The 17,251-nt window shown below is 59.6% G+C and carries 14 protein-coding genes and 1 pseudogene; 8 read left to right on the top strand and 7 right to left on the bottom strand.

Translation table 11 applies throughout. The annotated features are described in order from the left end of the window. The 6 genes and pseudogenes from RFA01S_RS27990 to RFA01S_RS27060 form a co-directional block, all read left to right on the top strand. Positions 1-268: pseudogene (locus RFA01S_RS27990) on the top strand (hypothetical protein); the annotation flags it as partial. Positions 269-861: 593 nt separating this feature from the next. Beyond that, the gene (locus RFA01S_RS27080; protein ID WP_032407997.1) at positions 862-1,713 is read left to right on the top strand and encodes an FAD binding domain-containing protein; all 852 of its coding nucleotides are present in this window, start codon (positions 862-864) and stop codon (positions 1,711-1,713) included. Beyond that, positions 1,710-2,303: a (2Fe-2S)-binding protein gene (locus RFA01S_RS27075; RefSeq protein WP_072692267.1), complete on the top strand. Its 594-nt coding sequence runs from the start codon at positions 1,710-1,712 to the stop codon at positions 2,301-2,303. The genes RFA01S_RS27080 and RFA01S_RS27075 overlap by 4 nt, the downstream gene beginning before the upstream one ends. Further along, the gene (locus RFA01S_RS27070; RefSeq protein WP_032407999.1) at positions 2,300-4,747 is read left to right on the top strand and encodes a xanthine dehydrogenase family protein molybdopterin-binding subunit; all 2,448 of its coding nucleotides are present in this window, start codon (positions 2,300-2,302) and stop codon (positions 4,745-4,747) included. Before RFA01S_RS27075 ends, RFA01S_RS27070 begins: the two co-directional genes overlap by 4 nt. Before the next feature lie 346 nt (positions 4,748-5,093). Further along, complete coding sequence (locus RFA01S_RS27065; protein ID WP_052060830.1) at positions 5,094-6,497, top strand: APC family permease; 1,404 nt, start codon at positions 5,094-5,096, stop codon at positions 6,495-6,497. 28 nt (positions 6,498-6,525) lie between these two features. Beyond that, complete coding sequence (locus RFA01S_RS27060; RefSeq protein ID WP_081371435.1) at positions 6,526-7,905, top strand: flavin monoamine oxidase family protein; 1,380 nt, start codon at positions 6,526-6,528, stop codon at positions 7,903-7,905. Between the two features lie 198 nt (positions 7,906-8,103). Here RFA01S_RS27060 and RFA01S_RS27055 read toward each other — a convergent pair whose 3' ends face one another. The 7 genes from RFA01S_RS27055 to RFA01S_RS27025 all read right to left on the bottom strand — a co-directional run bounded on the left by RFA01S_RS27055 (position 8,104) and on the right by RFA01S_RS27025 (position 15,493). Then, positions 8,104-8,316, bottom strand: coding sequence for a TOBE domain-containing protein (locus RFA01S_RS27055; protein WP_032408000.1), 213 nt, complete (start codon positions 8,314-8,316; stop codon positions 8,104-8,106). 73 nt (positions 8,317-8,389) lie between these two features. Then, complete coding sequence (locus RFA01S_RS27050; protein ID WP_032408001.1) at positions 8,390-9,526, bottom strand: XdhC family protein; 1,137 nt, start codon at positions 9,524-9,526, stop codon at positions 8,390-8,392. 316 nt (positions 9,527-9,842) lie between these two features. Beyond that, positions 9,843-10,556 (bottom strand): SRPBCC family protein, encoded by a 714-nt coding sequence (locus tag RFA01S_RS27045; RefSeq protein WP_032407996.1) that lies wholly within the window; start codon positions 10,554-10,556, stop codon positions 9,843-9,845. A 132-nt stretch (positions 10,557-10,688) separates the two neighbouring features. Next, positions 10,689-11,867 carry an FAD binding domain-containing protein gene (locus RFA01S_RS27040; RefSeq protein WP_032407995.1) on the bottom strand — a complete coding sequence of 393 codons (1,179 nt, stop codon included), beginning with the start codon at positions 11,865-11,867 and terminating at the stop codon, positions 10,689-10,691. Between the two features lie 12 nt (positions 11,868-11,879). Then, positions 11,880-12,833, bottom strand: coding sequence for a cyclase family protein (locus RFA01S_RS27035; protein WP_032407994.1), 954 nt, complete (start codon positions 12,831-12,833; stop codon positions 11,880-11,882). Beyond that, complete coding sequence (locus RFA01S_RS27030) at positions 12,830-13,138, bottom strand: Dabb family protein (protein ID WP_032407993.1); 309 nt, start codon at positions 13,136-13,138, stop codon at positions 12,830-12,832. Before RFA01S_RS27030 ends, RFA01S_RS27035 begins: the two co-directional genes overlap by 4 nt. Before the next feature lie 84 nt (positions 13,139-13,222). Further along, positions 13,223-15,493, bottom strand: a complete 2,271-nt coding sequence (locus tag RFA01S_RS27025; protein WP_238325094.1) for a xanthine dehydrogenase family protein molybdopterin-binding subunit — start codon at positions 15,491-15,493, stop codon at positions 13,223-13,225. Between the two features lie 278 nt (positions 15,494-15,771). Between RFA01S_RS27025 and RFA01S_RS27020 the strand changes: the two genes are divergently transcribed. Continuing rightward, positions 15,772-16,839 carry an alpha/beta hydrolase family protein gene (locus tag RFA01S_RS27020; protein ID WP_032407992.1) on the top strand — a complete coding sequence of 356 codons (1,068 nt, stop codon included), beginning with the start codon at positions 15,772-15,774 and terminating at the stop codon, positions 16,837-16,839. A gap of 34 nt (positions 16,840-16,873) precedes the next feature. Then, a complete protein-coding gene (locus tag RFA01S_RS27015; protein WP_032407991.1) occupies positions 16,874-17,221 on the top strand; it encodes a cupin domain-containing protein in 348 nt (115 codons plus the stop codon). Positions 17,222-17,251 lie beyond the last annotated feature (30 nt).

The raw sequence follows: 17,251 nt of genomic DNA, 5'->3' as shown, positions 1-17,251 counted from the left end.
TCCAGCACAGGCAGTCGACGGCGACACCACCACTGCATCCCCCGCCGCCGCACCCGCACCCCGCACCCCCAAAACCCCCGCACCCGACAACGACGAAGCACTCGACCTCGTCAAACTCGCCCGCACCTCCCGCAACAACAAAACCGGCGACACCACCACCTTCGACACCGCCGCCGCTCCAGCATGGATCCCCACCATCATCGCCGTACTCGCCGCACTCATCAGCGTCTTCGCCGCCGGATACACCGCAGGAACAAACCGACAATGACGCAGTCGATGCTGACCAGCGCGCAGCGGTGGCACGCCCAGAACTGTTGCAGCGCAACATAGGTCGTTAGTTCACGCCGACCGCGCCTGGCCGGCTTCAGCCGCCGACCAGCGGGTTGGTTACAAGTTCATCATGTCGCCGCGGGCGCGTCCCGTCTGGGGGCGCGCCCGCGGTGCGCATTGGTGGTGCTCGGTCCTCGGTTGTCCCGCATGGGGTTCAGGGTCATCGGTCTCAGTCGGGCACGTACCCGTAGCCTCGGACTGCCGTGTGCCAGGAAGTGTGTTGTGCCGCGGCGCGTGAATGCGATTTTCAGAGGTGTTCTGGGTCTATCCGGGTGAGATAGTTCGCTCCGATGCGCCGCCGCCCATTTTCCGTAGTCCAGGACAAGCCATTGAGGTCGGTTTGGTGTCAACTGCCTTCAGTCCGGTTCGGCAGGCAAGGCTACCCGAAGTTAGGGTCGGATTGGAAATTCAAATATCGACTGTCACTACTGAAGCCAACAAAAGTCGATACTGTTTTGTCAGCTTAGAACACAGGGCAGCGAGCTTCGGATTCGGCAGAGTAGTGCGTATGCTGCTCAAGGAGAAAAAGTTATGAAGCTTCCATCTTTACAGTACGTCGCTCCGCGGTCCATCTCCGAGGCGTGCCAGCTACTGGCGGACGACGACGACGCCAAGGTCTTGGCCGGGGGGCAAAGTCTCATGCCTCTCTTGGCGATTCGTTTGGCGTCCCCTACAACGGTTGTCGACATCGGAAATGTAGAAGGCCTACGGGACATCGAGCAAGTTGGTTCGTATGTGAAGTTTGGCGCACTTGTTACGCACGAGGCAGTAATCGATAGTCCTTTGGTGCAAGAGAGCATGCCTTTCGTTGCCGAGGCCGGGCACTTCATCGCGCACGCGCAAATCAGGTCCCGCGGTACGCTCGGCGGTTCCATCGCCCACGGTGACGGAGCCGGGGAATGGCCTTTGATGCTCCTCACCATGGACGGAATGGTGGAGGTCGAGAGCGTCAGAGGTCGCCGGACGGTCGAGGCGGACGATCTTTTCGTCGGTCCTTATATGACTTCAATGTCGGCCGACGAGATCATTACGGATGTGTGGATTCCGCAGAGGACCACTGGTTGGAGTTTCCAAGAAGTCGCGCGTCGTATCGGAGACTACGGGCTCGCCATTATCGGTTGCGCGCTCGACTTCGAGGATGAAGTGGTGTCGGCGGCCAGAATTACGGTGGGTGCCGCGGCGGGCTCGGTTCAGCGCATTCCCGCGGCCGAGGAAGCTGTTGTAGGACTAGAGGTAAACAGTGATCTCGCCGTAACTGCAGGTGCCGCCGCGGCGGAGAGCCTTAACTTCATATCGGATATTCATGGCTCGACCGAATACCGACGTCATCTCGTTCGATCACTGGTCGAACGCGCAATCAACCAAGCTGGGGGTCGACGATGAGCGCTAACGAATTAGACAACTCAGTGGGCGCTCGGCACCCGCAGAGCCGGGTCGACGTGTCGACGACCGTGAACGGTCGCACCCGCTCCGGGACGGTGAACAGCCGTGACACACTCGCTGATTACCTCCGGACCGACCTCGCCATGACCGGTACCAAACTGGGATGCGAACACGGTGTTTGCGGTGCCTGCACGATTCTGGTGGACGACAGTCCCGCTCGGTCGTGCCTGATGTTGGCTCCACAGGCTGATGGCAAGGAAATTCGGACAGTCGAGTCTCTGGACTCCGCTGGTCGTCTGAATGCATTGCAACTCGCGTTTCAGAAACACCATGCTCTTCAATGTGGCTTCTGTACTGCAGGATTTCTGATGTCGGCCACTGCATTGCTGGAGCGAGATCCAACTCCCGGTAGGGGCGATATCGTCGAAGCCCTATCAGGAAATTTGTGTAGGTGTACGGGCTACGAAACCATTGTCGATGCTGTTCTCGAAGTATCGGAAGCCAATTCACGAGGGGCAGCAGCGACAGTGGAACCCGGTTCCCCGGTTGAAGGTTCGGTCGTAGCGGACAAAGAAGGCGGCGCAAAATGAGCTTCAAACATCACGATTCTCCGCCGATCACGAGAAAGCTGATCGGTCAACGGGTTTTGCGGTCGGAGGACAAACGACTTGTCACCGGACGGGGTAAGTACCTGGCCGATTTGGTCTTTCCAGGTGAGCTCCACGTCGCCTTCGTGCGCAGTCCACTGGCCCACGCCCGAATCACCAATATCGACACAACCGAAGCTCAGGCAGCTGAAGGTGTTCACTTGGTCTGGACGGGCGCCGATGCCGCGGAGTACTGCGTGGGCATGGAGGCACAATTCAACGCGGACGGTTGCATGCCGATGACCATGCCCCTCATGGCTCGGGAGGTAGTTCGGTACGGCGGGGAGCCAATCGCGCTGGTGGTGGCAGACACCCGCGCTCTGGCCGAGGATGCTTGCGATCTGATTTCGATCGATTTCGAGGACTTGGACGTTGTGCTCGACCCTCGGAAGTCCATTCTGGGCGGGCCAACCGCCAACGGCGAACGCCCGGACAACGTAGCTCTGCGCGGTCGCGGCAGCTACGGAAACGCAGGCGCAGCCTTCGCAGAAGCCGACCACGTCGTCTCTGCGGTTTACCACCCGGGCCGGGTTTCTGCTGCCCCGATGGAAACGCGAGGCGTCATTGCCTCATACAACTGGTCCACGGACAAGCTCAAGGTGTGGTCGAGCACCCAGATGCCGCACTTCTTGAAGCTGACCATGAAACTGTATTTGGGGTTCACGGAGTCGCGCACGGAAATCATTGTTCCGGACACCGGTGGCGGATTCGGCATGAAAGCACACGTTTTCCCCGAAGAACTTCTTGTTCCGCTTCTGGCTCGTCAACTGGGTGTTCCGGTCAAATGGGTGGAGGATCGTCGTGAAAATTTACTCGCGGGGTCGCACGCCCATGAACAGTTCGTCAGCATTTCTTACGCTGTGAGCAATGATGGGATCATCAGCGGCGTCCGCACACACGCTCTCGTCGATGGTGGTGCGTACCATTCACTGCCGCAGACAATGGCGGTCGAAGCATGGTGCACCGCCGTTGTGACCCCTACTGGCGTCTACGACATACCGGCAACGGAATACATCTACGAAGGTGCAGTTACCAACAAGGGTGCGATGGGCGCGTATCGCGGTGTGGGATACATGGCCGGGACGTTGGCGCGTGAGGCATTAATCGACGATGTTGCGAGGTTGCTCAAATTGTCGCCGTTCGAGATCCGTCGAAAGAATGTAGTCAAGAAATTCCCTTGGCATAACCCGCAAGGAATTCCGTTCGACGAAGGGTCTTGGCTGGAAACCATCGATCTTCTCGAAGAAATGGTCGATTATCCCAACTTTCTCGAAAGGCAAGCAGAAGCGAGAAAGCAAGGTCGTTACCTGGGTCTCGGGCTCAGTGTTTTCGTCGAGAGCAGCGGCGAAAGTACTGGAATGACTAAAACTCACGGTTTGGACGACACGTACTATGACACCGCAACGGTCAAGATGGATCCGACGGGGTCGGTGTTGGTGTCGATCGGCATCTCCTCTCAGGGTCAGGGGCACGAAACGTCGATTGCCCAGATTGCAGCTGATGCACTCGGCGTGACCATGGAGGACGTTGAGGTCGCCGGCACGTCCACGGATAACGCGTACGGCAGTGGAACTGTGGGCAGTCGAGGAATCGTGATCGCTGGAGGTGCGGTGAACCGCGCCGCAGCGGAGATACGCGAAAAACTGATCGAACTTGCGGCACACAGATTCGGTGTCGACCCATCGCGGGTCGAAATATCCGACGGGCAGGTTACCGTGACCGGCATGCCTGAGGCCAAGTCCGAGGTGGCCGACATCGCAATGTCTGCGTATTTCGACGATGCGTCCTGGCCCGACGGTTTCGATCCAACCTTGGAGGCGACGAAAGCATGGGACACGTCGCGTCCGATGTTTTCGAACGGTGGCCACGCGATGATCGTTGAAATCGACCCGGTGACAGGCTTCGTCGAGGTCGAGAAGGTTTTCTCCGTTGAAGACTGCGGGGTGATGGTCAACCCGACCATCGTGGAAGGTCAGCTGCGTGGGGGAGTGGTCCAGGGCATTGGTTTGAGTCTGCTGGAACGCCTCGTGTACGACGCGGCGGGGAACTTGACGACTACGTCGTTTCTGGACTATCAAACCCCCACCATGGACACTTCGCCTCCTTTCGAGATTCGGCATATCGAGACTCCGTCATCGATCTCTGCTGCTGGTATCAAAGGCATGGGGGAGTCGGGACTGATCGCCGCGCCTGCTGCTGTTTTGAATGCGGTGAACGACGCTCTGGCACCCTTTGGATCGGTTCTCTACGATCTGCCCGCGACGCCGGAACGGGTGCTCGATGCCATTAACGGAGTTCAGTCGCGTGACGAAGTCGAGGACTGGGCGAGCTTGTGGGAACGAGCTGGTCAAGAACCGCTGGGACCGGGAGACATAACAGTGGCTTGATACGCCCGTACGAACGAATGCGGTTACTCACATTGACGGTGGGTAACCGCATTCTGTCGTTCAGGGGGCGTTTCGCGGCAGTTACTTGCTTATGACGGGCAAGTCCGAACGAAGAAGGGAGCATACGACCAGCGCAACGTAATCCAGCCCACGTCCATTCGGACATATCGTACGAGTGGGATACTGCCCAGCGTTAATTCTACTGCGAGTAACAATTTCAAAGAACTTCTTGCCTATTTGGGTCAGTTGCCCACACCTGCGAAACGCCAGATAGTTGAGTCGTGCGTCACACCGCGTGACGACGTTCGACGCGTCCGCGTCGGGATTTCATCCCCGAGGAGCTTTCATGCCCGGTCAAATACAGGACAGCGACAACACGGATCAGGTGCAAGGTCTACAGACCGGAACACTGAGTATGAGGCGGGCACTTGGCCTCACGATTGTGGTGTTCAGCCCAGTGCTCTCCGCCGCTACCGTCGGAACGTTCGTAGCGGGCGCAGGGTCGTCCGGTTGGCTTTCGGTTCTGTGCGGCGCAATCATGATCGCGTGCATCGGACTGTGCATTGTCCCATTCGCGCGACGGTACGTCGTGTCGGGAGCGCTCTACTCCTATATCGGACACGCGTTCGGCAACAAGGCAAAGTTGCTTTCAGGAGCATCGCTGGCTGTCGGCTATCTGGTCGGTGTCGTCGCATCCCTCGGGGCGCTGGGGTTGTACCTGGGGAGTTTGCTGAGCAACGATTTCGGCCTCACTGGAGCGACCGGGCTGCTGGGTCAGTCGATCACTTACATCGTCGTCATCGCGCTGGCAGGGCTGTTGACCTATGGGGGTCTGGACGCCTCGGCGCGACTGAGCATTGTGCTGCTGATTCTGAGCGCCCCCGTGGTCGCGGTGGTCCTTGTTGCAAATACGTTCAGTGCTGACTTCGACTTCGCCAGCCAGTTCACTTTTAACGACTTCTCGTTCAGTGGTTTCACCGTTGGTATCGTTTTGAGCGCCACATTTTTGGTGGGTTTCGAAGCGTGCGCGGCCACAGCCGCAGAGACGAAGGACCCATTGAAGTCCATCCCGAAGATCCTTACCGCGACCCCGCTCATCGTGGGTGCAATCGGCGTTGCTGCCACACTGTGCACGATCCCGTCCATGGGGGCTCTTGCGGACAAACTCGCTGCGGGCGAGTCGCCATTGGCCGCGATGGCCGAGAATGCAGGCCTCGGTTGGTTGTCTGGTATCGCCGACATGTCGCTGGTGCTCACCTGTTTCGCGATCGTTGTGGGATACATGAACTTCACTGTGCGCGTGTGGGCGACAATGTCGGTCGACGGCATTCTTCCTAGTCTGATGGGCAAAATCAGCCCGCGCACCCACACACCTGTGGGAGCGTTGATCGTTCTGGCCATTTTGTCTGTCATCGTCCCCATCGGTTTGGCCGTTGTCACCGGAGGTACGACGCTCGAGGTATACACCTATGCCGCTACGCTGTTCCCTTACCTCTGGGTAGTTCCGTACGCGCTTGTCTGCGTCGGCGCGGTTGTGCTTCTGCGACGAACCCGTGAATTAACTCCGATGATCGCCGTCTCCGCAACAATCGGGACTGTCGGTGTAGCGTGGATGTATGTCAATTCGATTGTGAACAAGACGAACACACCCATCGACCATCTGGCGTGGGTTGCTCCTGCCGCAATTGCCCTGACTCTTTTTGGCATGTTGTTGAACAAGAGTCGCACCAAGCGACACGCCGACGCCTAAATCTCAGCATATGGAGTGATGAATTCCCATGACCGGCCCACATTTGCCGCGCAATGCAAAGAACGAGCCCTCCACAGGCCCGAATTTGGAAGATTTTGCTCCGCATCCGACTGGCGATGACGACACGCCCGACGTTTTCGACGTCGCAGTCCTCGGAGGTGGATTCACAGGTTTGGCCACTGCAAGGAACCTGCAGGATGCCGGCAAGTCGGTGGTGTTGCTGGAGGGGAGTGACCGGCTCGGCGGCCGGGGCTACAGTCGGCCAGCGTCGTTCGACTCGGCAGTGACTGTGGACGTGGGAGGCGGATCGTTCAGCCGCGACGACCATCCCAGAGTCGTGTCCGAGGTGGAGCGGTACGAGATCGAAACGCATCCCGTCGTCGCCATCAAGGTGTTCCGACACGATGTCGGTGCCGGACTCGAAAATGCGCGATGGCCCGTCCCGGTCGACGAGGTTGCCCGAGCAGAGGCAAGCTTGTCCATGGCGTTGAGGGATGCGCACCGGATCGACGTGTCGTCGGGTCTGGAATTTCAGGGTTTGGACGACCTTGATATTCCGTTGGCCGAGTATCTCGACGGGTTAGATCTTCCACAAGCCACGAGGTCACTGGTCGAAGCATGGACGTGGAAACTGTTGGGGCAATCTGCCGCTGATGCTTCGGCTCTCTGGGCGCTTCGCACCATCGCAACTCGTCGATTCGATGTTGCTGGACTGGCGGATCCCTCGGACGAAGTTTTCGCGGGTGGGGCGAGTGCGCTCGTTCGCGCTCTCGAAAATGACGTCAGGGATGTTCGTCTCAACCATCTTGTCACCGCGTTGCACCAAACGGACGACGACGTGACGGTGTACGCAGGCGATGCAGTCATCCGGGCTCGCACCGTCGTAGTAGCAACGCCGTTGAACACCTGGCGAGAAATGGAGTTCGAGCCACCTCTTTCGGACCGAACAGCTGGTGTCATCGGTCAGGGACACAAAGGCATGGGCTCCGAACTGCTCATTCAGGTGAAGGGCGTGGAGGATGGACTCCTGTGTGTGGGAAACGGCGTATTTCCGGTGATTCGAGATTACCGTGGGCTCGATGATGGCAGCCGCATCCTTATTGCGTCAGTCGATCGTTCGTCGCTCGATCCGAACGACGAAGACGCGGTCAGAGTCGCGGTACGTCAGCACATTCCGGACGCGGAGGTTCTGGGGGTCGACTTTCATGATTGGACCTCAGATCCCTTCTATCGCGGGTCCTGGTTCGCGCCGGGTGTACACCAGCTGACCCAGGCGCACAAATTACTGTCGGATCCTCATGGCCGGGTTCATTTTGCTGGGTCCGATGTCTCACTCGAGTTCGCGGGGCTCATCGAGGGAGCATTCGAGACCGCCGAAAGCGTGGCGAGCGATATTCTCGCTACGTAGGGCGAAAAGAGACGGCCAACGGGCGGGAGGGTGTCAGTTACCCTCCCGCCCGTTCGCGGATGTGGCGCCTCTAATGAGCTTTGGCTCGAGCTCTGATCAGAATGGACCTTGCGGCCGCGTGCACGTCGAATGGCAAGCCCCACTTTGGCTTTTAGAGCCGATGTGGGGCTTGTTTCTGTCGCGGGAAGCGTGCAGAGATCAGTCGACGCCGATCGTCACGTCGGTCGACTTGACGAACGCCGTGGCCGACTGACCGACCTCGAGACCCAAATCGACTGCCGCTTCCTTGGTAATCGATGAGGTCATTACCTGAGATCCGCCGTCCAGAACGATTTTTACAGTTGCCATGACGGCACCGATCGACACCTCGGTGATTGTTCCTGCGAGCTGATTTCGGGTCGAAAGACGCACAGTATCCCCTTTTGCATTTTTATTGTTTCGCGGTCGGATCTTTTGGAAAGGCCAGTCCAAGAAACCGGTCGTGTCACTCGAGTTGTTCACTCGGTCGATGAATCGGATTGTCGGTGTCGCGTAATGGACCATAAGCTCCACCATTGAAATGCGCAATCATTTCAGCTGCGATCGAGATCGACGCCTGCTCTGGAGTTCGGCCACCCAAATCGAGGCCGATAGGACTGTGCAGCTTTGCCAACTCTTTGTCGGATACACCGGCTTCCTGAAGCATCTCGGTTCGACGCTGGTGGGTCGAGCGGCTACCCATTGCGCCGATGTAACCGATACGCGGATTTCGCAACGCAAGACTGAGAAGCGGGATGTCGAATTTCATGTCGTGGGTGAAGACGCACAGCATCGAGCGCTCATCGATCAAGTTCTTCGCTAGCTGGTCTTCGAGATAACGGTGCGGCCACTGAACCACCACCTCGTCAGCCTCCGGGTACCGTTCGGGAGTTGTGAACACTGGCCGTGCATCGACCAAGGTGACGTGGTAGCCGAGATGCTTTCCAACGCGCGTCAACGCCGCAGAGAAATCGTTCGACCCGAACAACAGTAGACGAGGTGGCCCTACGTAGGGGCTGAGAAGCACCCGTATGGATTGGTGATCGCCGTCCGTATCGGTCATGTCGTAAGTCCGTACAACAGCTTCCGCCTCACGGAGCGTTTTCGGGACATCCATGAGTACAAGATCGTCGAGTCGGTCGACGCCGGTAGGACGCATCGCTCCGTCCAGTCCGTACAGCCCGTGTAAACCAGAATATGTGCCGTTGTCTACGTCGATCACGGTCGCGAGAACTACAGGTGTCTTGCGTTCGACTTGTTCGGCAAGTGACACCATGACCTCGGACAGATCCGCCGAAGGCGGCTCAACGAATACATCGATAGACCCTCCGCAACTCAAACCAATCGAGAAAGCGGCTTCGTCATCGACGCCGAAGGTCTCCAGGGACGCCGAGCCGGTGTCCATGGAGACCTGACACGCGGTCAGGACCGCCCCGTCGACGCAGCCGCCCGAGACCGATCCCACAACTCGGCCCCCTGGGGTGACCAACATGGAACTCCCCGGCAATCGGGGAGCCGACGCGAACGTCGAGACGACAGTCGCGACAGCAAATGACGTGCCTTCGACAGCGAATGTGTCTGCGGCACGGAGAGTGTTGTCCATCAGAGTCCTTCGAAGACGGCGATCGGCTGAGACTGGAAATGCGCGCCAAGGTGGCGTAGTCGGTCGAAATCCGACCCGCCGGCCTTCACCTTGGCGGAACCGTCCTCAATCCAAGACTAGGCCGTGCGGAATGTGGTCGAACTCGGTCTCGTGCGAGCCAGCACGGGTTCGCCGCATGTCGTAGCTGAAACTTACGTGCGCCGAAAGCATTTGCTACGCAACAAGTCCGAGTGTAGTACCGCCTCGACGATATTTTTCGTCGAGCTCGGAGACCGCCACGGAATTTGTGTTGGTTGCCGAGCTGACATCGACTGCGTCATTGTCGGTTTGTTCCTGCGGTGTATCCGGCGGCGAAGACGCTGATGAGTGCGGCGAGTACGGCGATGATGGTGGGGATCCATGCTGGAGCGGCGGCGGTGTCGAAGGTGGTGGTGTCGCCGGTTTTGTTGTTGCGGGAGGTGCGGGCGAGTTTGACGAGGTCGAGTGCTTCGTCGTTGTCGGGTGCGGGGGTTTTGGGGGTGCGGGGTGCGGGTGCGGCGGCGGGGGATGCAGTGGTGGTGTCGCCGTCGACTGCCTGTGCTGGGGTGTCGTCGATCATGAGTTCGCCGAGGCGTTCGGCGAAGATGCCGAGGATGGCGCCGGCGGCGTCGTTGATGACTCCACGCCCGAATTGAGCGATTTTGCCGGAGATGTCCATGCTGGTTTCGACGAGGACTTTCGATCCTGATCCGTCGGCGACGAGCTGGAGGGAGATGTCGGCGGCGACGTTGCCTTGACCGCGGGCGTCTTTGCCCGATGCGCGTAGTACGGCGCGGTGTTCGGTTTCGTTTTTGTCGACGAAGCGTGCTTTGCCTTTGTATTCGGCGGTGATCGGTCCGACCTTGATCTTCGCGCGGCCCTCGAAGTCGTCACCGTCGATGGAGGTGATCGTGGCGCCGGGCAGGCACGGGGCGACGCGTTCGAGGTCGAGCAGAATGGGCCATGCCTGGTCGGGAGGCAGGGGGACGGTGAATTCGTTGTTGATCTGCATCGGTAACCTGGTTTCACTCGGTTGCGAATGTGGTGTGAACCACACGATAAGGTTGGGTGCCAGAAGGCTGCACCGGCGGGCTGTTCAAACGGTGCTGGGTTCAGACGGTGCTGGGTTCAGACGGTGCTGGGTTCAGACGGTGCTGGGGACTTGCGGGAGTCCGAACTGATATTCGGGGGCGCCGGGTGGGAAGTCTCCACCGTGCTGGAGTGTGTCGGCCATTGCTCTGACTTTGCTCAGGTAGGCACGACCGACGGCCAGTTGGTTCTGTTCCCACTGCTGGAGGCGTTCAATGCGGCCGTCGTCGGTAGTGCCGAGGGCATCGACGAGGGTCCATGCATCGTTGGCCGCTTTCGCGGCACCAGCAGCTGCGTGTGGGCGTGGGGTGATCGCAGCGTCACCGACCAGGACGATCCGTCCGTGGACGGTGCGTTCGATGTCGGCGTCGGCGACGACGGTAACGAACGGGTTTTCCGCGGCCCGCACCAGCGTCGCGAATTCGGGTGTGAGCGCAGCTGCGTCGCGTTCGAACGCAGCGAGCTGACGCGGACACAGTTTCTGGTGGTGCACCGACACCGGCAAGCGGATACCGGTGCTGTCGGTCATCAGTTCGTCGAGTGCCGGGCCCGCCGCCACGTTGCGGTACCACTGAAAGTTCAGTCGCGGTTCGTCGCCCGCGTCACGAGGGGGAATCGGGTACGCGATCAGATGCCCGTCGCTGAGCAGTCCGTAGGTGAACGCGTCGTCGAAGTAGTCCCATACCGACTGCGGGATCGAACCGCGGGTCACCACACCACGCCAGGTGACGTATCCGGCGTAGGTTGGGGTCAGACCGGTCAATCGTTGCCGAACAACGGACATTCCCCCGTCCGCGCCCACGACGAAGTCCGCGGTCGCGTCCGTGCCGTCGGCGAAACGCATCTCGACGTTGCCGTCGTTCTGGTCGATCCCGACCAGAGACTTACCCAGGTGATACCGGTCGGCGCCGAACGCCTCGAACAACCGTTTGTAGATCCCGTCGTAACTGGTGAAACGCCACGACGCTGGAGCTCGGCCGCGGTCTTGACCTGTCGATGCATCGAGGTATTTCATCGACGTCGACGGCACCGACAGGTCATCGAGGTCCACTCCGCGACGCTCGAGCAGATACCGCACGAGCTCGGGCTGCACGACGATACCGGTGCCGAAACCGGATAACGGCTGCGGCGAGCGTTCGTAGAGATCGACGTCGTATCCGGCGTCGCGAAGCAAAAGTGCAGTGGTCAATCCACAGATCGATCCACCGACGACGGCAACGTTCGAAATGCGCATGGTTCTGTCCTTCTAGTTGCGGAACGCCATAGCGAGCGGACGCAGCGGAGCCCCACTGGCCCCCCGCAAACGGATGGGGGCGGCGATCAAACAGAACTCGTTGACCGAATCAGCCGACAACGCTTCGAGATCGAGCAACTCGATCATCGGCACCCCGGCCTCGGCCAAGAAATGCGTGTGCCCGGGCAGCCAATTGTCTTCCTGCTCCGACGGACCGACCTCGATGCATTCCTGATCGGAACCGACCGCGGCGATCTTCTGCGCAGTCAACCACCGCACCGCATCGAGACCCAATCCCGGAGGATTCCCCAACGTCTTGGTGCCATCGGGCCAGTACTGCATACGTCCGGTACGAATGAACGGCACATCACCCTGCTCGAGAGTGATCCCCGCATCCGCGAGCGTTGCCTTCACATCCTCGACAGTGATGGAGTACGAATCCGGCAGGCACTCCACACCCTTGAACTTGGCCACATCGATCAACACACCACGAGTGACGATCGGCGGGATCTGCTCCGCACCGCCCTTCGTCCATCCACGACTACCGAGATTGTCCTCAGCAGTGAAATTGTTGTAGATCTCTCCATCGACACCGAAATGATTCAACGCATCGATATGCGTACCGGTATGGGTGTACATGAACACCACATCACCCGAATAACACACATGACGATTGATCTCATGGCCGACACCATTGAGATTGTCCACCGCAGTGCCCTGCGGAGTATGCGACATGAAAATCTGGTAACTCGGATCGCCGGCACCCTGAAAACTCGGCATACCCACGAAGTAATCGACACTCAAGTCGTACACCTTCGCAGCATCCGCACGAGCCAACACATCGACCTTCACCTCGTCCCGCAGATAGTTGAGCGCACCCAACTGATCTTGCGGACCCCACGGACTGGCCGCCACAGCGATATCAGCACGCCGAGGAACAGAACCCGACCCCGCCTCCGCCGTCACCCCTGAACCTCGAAGTCGTAATCGACCACAGCCCGATCGGAGAACATCGGCATCAACTTCGCTACAACCTCCAAGTGATACTCATCGTTGGAATACCGATCCAGATCCTCCCAAGAATCGAAATCAGTGATCAACGCACCATCCCACGGAGAACCGTTCTCACCCGGATCACCCTTGTGCGAACCGACATTCCACCCCGAGATATACGGCAAACGACCCGGAAGAGTATTCAACAAATCCACGACCTCCTGCTGCGAACTACCCTGTGCAACCCGCCACACGAACACATGCCGAACCTTGCTCACGAAAAACACCTCTCATCGAACGAACAACAACTCATCAAAGAGTGCTGGATCACACCCACCCTGAACACTGCGAAACCACACAACTTAACCAACAGCTTTGTGCATCGCCCAACACCGATCCGCAATCATCTGCGGCTTGACGGGCAAGTGATCCAGGTGGGTACCGTCTTGAAACGCATCGTCCATTGCCGACGCCACAGCGGCACCGACCGCGATGATTCCGACCTCGCCCAAACCCTTTGCTTTCAGTGGGTTGTCCGGTGAGGGAGCATCCTCGGTGACCATGATTTCCATGTTCGGCATCTCGCGCGCTGCCGGCAGGAGATAGTCCATGAAGGACGTCGCTGTCGGCGTTCCGTCGTCGTCGTACGAGAATTCCTCGTACAATGAGCCGCCGATGCCCTGTACAGCAGCACCGATGACTTGGCCTCGAACCGTCATGGGATTGATCATCCGGCCACCCTCACTGGTGGTGAAGAACCGGAGGAACGTGTGCCCGCCGGTCTGGGGATCGAATTCCATCTGAACCACGGTCGCACCGTACGGATAGTTTATTTCGTTGTTCTTGTAGAACGTCTTGGCACCCAACCCAGGCTCGTCGTCTTCCAAACGGGCGGTGAAACCATCACGCGCCGCTGAAATTTCAGCGAGGCTTATCGATTTGCCCGACTGTTCGTCGCTAAGGATTCCACCTGCGAGAACCAAGTCTTCGGCTGCAGCTCCGAGCATTTCCCCAGCGAGTCGTCGCGCCTTGGCCACAACCATCAGTGCCGCTTCACGCGCTGCATTCCCCGCGAGAACAGTCGATCGGCTCGACCACGAACCGACACCGTCAGGGATGACGTCCGTGTCACTGTGCTCGACGTCGATGTCGTTCGGTGAGATCGTCAGCTCGTCGGCAACAATTTGCGCGAGAACTGTCTCGATGCCCTGCCCAACGGACGAAGCGCCGGTGAGAACTTGGACCCGACCGGTGGAACCAACTTCGATCGCGCCGGTCTCGTACAGTCCGAGACCCGCCTTGTCCATCAGCATTCCCAGGCCCAAACCGACAAACCGTCCGGCACGTCGCATCTCAGCGGTCTCCGCTACCAGGCCATCCCAGTCGATCTGCGCCAGTGCTTTGTCCAGATGCTCCGCGGGATCACCGGAGATGAAGTGATACGGCTCATGCACCATTTCCATACCCGGTGTCCACGGCAGGTCGGTCGCAGTGAGCAAATTACGGCGCCGAAAATCCTCGCGGCTCAGGTTCGAAGCGCGGGCCGCCAAGTCGAAGATCCGTTCGCGAGCGAACGTCGATTCGAATCGACCGGGTGCACGGTAGGCCGACATCGGCGTCTTGTTGTCCATGACCGCGTGCAGTGTGACTTCGTAGGACGGGATGCGGTACGGCCCAACGACGATGGCCGCGGTGATGTCGCTGACCAGAGGTTCGGCCTGCCGAAGAAAGGCACCGTTGCTGTGGAAGATCTCGTCCCGCATTCCCAGGATCTGTCCAGATTCATCGAGCGCCACCTGTAGGCGATGCACTTGCTCACGCGCATGCGAGGTCGCGACCATGTGTTCTGACCGGTCTTCTGTCCACTTCACCGGCCGACCGAGCTGGCGCGCGGCCCAGGCCGCGACTACGTACTCCGGAAAAATGTCGCCACGTACACCGAAGCTCCCGCCCACTTCGCAGTGCCTCATTCGGATACTGGTGGCGGGCATTCCGAGCATGCGGGCGAGAATGTTCCGGCTGTCGTGCACATGGATGATTCCCCAGATGAAGAGGACATCGCGACCGGGATCGGGCTGTACGACGCAGTTCCGAGTTTCCATCGGTACGCCGGAATGGCGTCCTGTCTTGTATTCGTGGGTGATAACTTGGTGCGCCCGTTCGAACGCTGCACCGACGTCGCCGTAAGCCTTGTCTATTGTGATCGGCTCGTTGGAGTAACCGGGAAAGAGCTGGTTGTCGGTGGTTGCGGCATCGACTATATCGAGAACCGCCGGCAGCACTTCGTATTCGACGTCGACGAGCTCGGCCGCGTCCTCAGCCACATACGGATCTTCCGCAATGACCGCCGCGACGGGCTGCCCGCAGTACAGGACCTTGTCCCCGGCCAGTACCGGGTGCGTGTACGGATCCAGTCCCGTGAATTCGTCGAAGTACCCCAGATCCTGAAGGGGGATCGTACCGAGACTTTCGAGGTCTTTACCGGTGAGAACCATTGCTACGCCCGGCATCTGGCGCGCTTCTTCCACATCGATGCCGAGCACCTTTGCGTGCGCCACGGTGGACCGCACAATCCTCAGATGAAGCTGATTGTGGATGTTCACGTCGCCTGCGTACCACGCAGCGCCGGTCATGAGTTTACGATCTTCACGACGGCGGATCGGCTGACCGACCCACGGTTGCGTCTTCACTAGCTCCGAAATCTCTGTCATTGTGCTCCCAACGTCAGCATCCGCTCAGTATCGCCGCAAATCGGCAGGTCGACATCTACGGATGTGGACAAACTTGTGTGCTCGATCACCGTCCACGGCAGACGACACCCTGCGGTGCCGCTTGGAAGACTTCTCGGAAAGTATCGACACTTCGATGCACCGTTCCCGACGTACCTGACGATCACGAAGGAGGGACCGCAATGTCCTCCGAATCGACCATCACCCCCGAAGCGGAAATGCTCAACTGGGGACGACTGATCCTCGACGGGGTCCCCTACGCCGACATCGTCGGAGCCCGCGACCGCGACCCCGAACTGTCCTGGTTCGACTACTGGATGACCCGCGCCGACGACTACGAAAAGCTCGCCCAGGACAGCGTCGAATCCGGACATTCACTCTCCGCGGGCGACTACTACTACTACGCCGCGATCGCCGTGCAGTACGCCCAGTTCCTGTGGTTCGACGAACGCCGCACTGCTGGCCAGAAACGCAAAGTCGAACTGTACCGACACGCAGCACCCCTGCTCGACCCACCCGCACACAGCCACGAGCTCACCGTCGGCGGCGTACCGATGCCGGTGTTCGTACGCCTCCCGCACGGCCCCGGCCCCCACCCGATGGTCATCATGCTCGGCGGGCTGGAAAGCACCAAAGAAGAAAGCCGCCTCATGGAAGACCTCGTACTCGAACGCGGACTGGGCACCGCCACCTTCGACGGACCCGGACAGGGCGAAATGTTCGACGCCGTCGCCCTCGCCGGCGACTACGAGCGGTACACCTCCGCAGTGATCGACTTCCTCGAAACTCAGGACAACGTCGACTCCAACGCCATCGGTGTGTTCGGACGCAGCCTCGGCGGCAACTACGCCCTCAAGTCGGCATCGTGCGATCAGCGCATCAAGGCCTGCGTGTCCTGGGGCGGCTTCTCCGACCTCGACTACTGGGACCTCGAAACCCCGATGACCAAGGAGAGCTGGCGTTACGTCAGCAAAGTCGACACCATCGAAGAAGCCCGCGTACACGTCCACGCAGCCCTCGAAACCCGCAACGTCCTACACCAGCTGACGTGCCCCACCTACGTCCTGCACGGTATGCACGACGAAGTCCCACCGTCCTTCCTCGACACCATGCGAGAGAAGGCCGTCAACGCACCACTGACCATCGTCGTCGAAGAAGACGGTGACCACTGCTGCCACAACCTCGGACCCCGCCCCCGCCTGCAGATGGCCGACTGGATCACCGACCAACTCACCACACCCTCGAGCTGACCCCCGAGCCCTCAACCCGAAGGAGACCGCACCCATGGCCCAGATCAAGAAACTCACCGTCGCCGACGCGCCCCTGGAGATGTGGCAACCCGACGGGGTCGACGTCCACGAAGGCACCCCCAACGGACACGGACACGTCCTCTACGAAACCGAGGCACCCACCCCGTTCGGCACCGGTGTCTTCGCCTGCCAACCATCGAAAACCTCGTACCCGCTGACCAGCAACGAGATCATCTACGTCGTCGAAGGATCGGTCTCGATCGGCCTCGACGACGCAGAACCGATCCACCTCAGCAAAGGCGACCTCGCCCTGCTCCCCAAAGGCCACATCTCCCACTGGGAATTCCACGAACCCTTCAAAGAAGTCTGGATCCTCGTATAACCCCACCCACCACCCCACACCCCCTGCCGG

The organism is Rhodococcoides fascians NBRC 12155 = LMG 3623 (genome assembly GCF_001894785.1).
Classification (GTDB): domain Bacteria; phylum Actinomycetota; class Actinomycetes; order Mycobacteriales; family Mycobacteriaceae; genus Rhodococcoides; species Rhodococcoides fascians.
The sequence above is the reverse complement of the archived record's forward strand: the minus strand, read 5'-3'. Positions and strand labels throughout refer to the sequence as shown.

What these genes read in the sequence shown, in the direction of transcription:
- RFA01S_RS27075 (WP_072692267.1), top strand. Translation starts at nt 1,710, where the DNA reads ATGAGCGCTAACGAATTAGACAACTCAGTGGGCGCTCGGCACCCGCAG.
- RFA01S_RS27015 (WP_032407991.1), top strand. Translation starts at nt 16,874, where the DNA reads ATGGCCCAGATCAAGAAACTCACCGTCGCCGACGCGCCCCTGGAGATG.
- RFA01S_RS27060 (WP_081371435.1), top strand. Translation starts at nt 6,526, where the DNA reads ATGACCGGCCCACATTTGCCGCGCAATGCAAAGAACGAGCCCTCCACA.
- RFA01S_RS27045 (WP_032407996.1), bottom strand. Translation starts at nt 10,556, where the DNA reads ATGCAGATCAACAACGAATTCACCGTCCCCCTGCCTCCCGACCAGGCA.
- RFA01S_RS27020 (WP_032407992.1), top strand. Translation starts at nt 15,772, where the DNA reads ATGTCCTCCGAATCGACCATCACCCCCGAAGCGGAAATGCTCAACTGG.
- RFA01S_RS27025 (WP_238325094.1), bottom strand. Translation starts at nt 15,493, where the DNA reads ATGACCGGCGCTGCGTGGTACGCAGGCGACGTGAACATCCACAATCAG.
- RFA01S_RS27080 (WP_032407997.1), top strand. Translation starts at nt 862, where the DNA reads ATGAAGCTTCCATCTTTACAGTACGTCGCTCCGCGGTCCATCTCCGAG.
- RFA01S_RS27070 (WP_032407999.1), top strand. Translation starts at nt 2,300, where the DNA reads ATGAGCTTCAAACATCACGATTCTCCGCCGATCACGAGAAAGCTGATC.
- RFA01S_RS27050 (WP_032408001.1), bottom strand. Translation starts at nt 9,526, where the DNA reads ATGGACAACACTCTCCGTGCCGCAGACACATTCGCTGTCGAAGGCACG.
- RFA01S_RS27065 (WP_052060830.1), top strand. Translation starts at nt 5,094, where the DNA reads ATGCCCGGTCAAATACAGGACAGCGACAACACGGATCAGGTGCAAGGT.
- RFA01S_RS27040 (WP_032407995.1), bottom strand. Translation starts at nt 11,867, where the DNA reads ATGCGCATTTCGAACGTTGCCGTCGTCGGTGGATCGATCTGTGGATTG.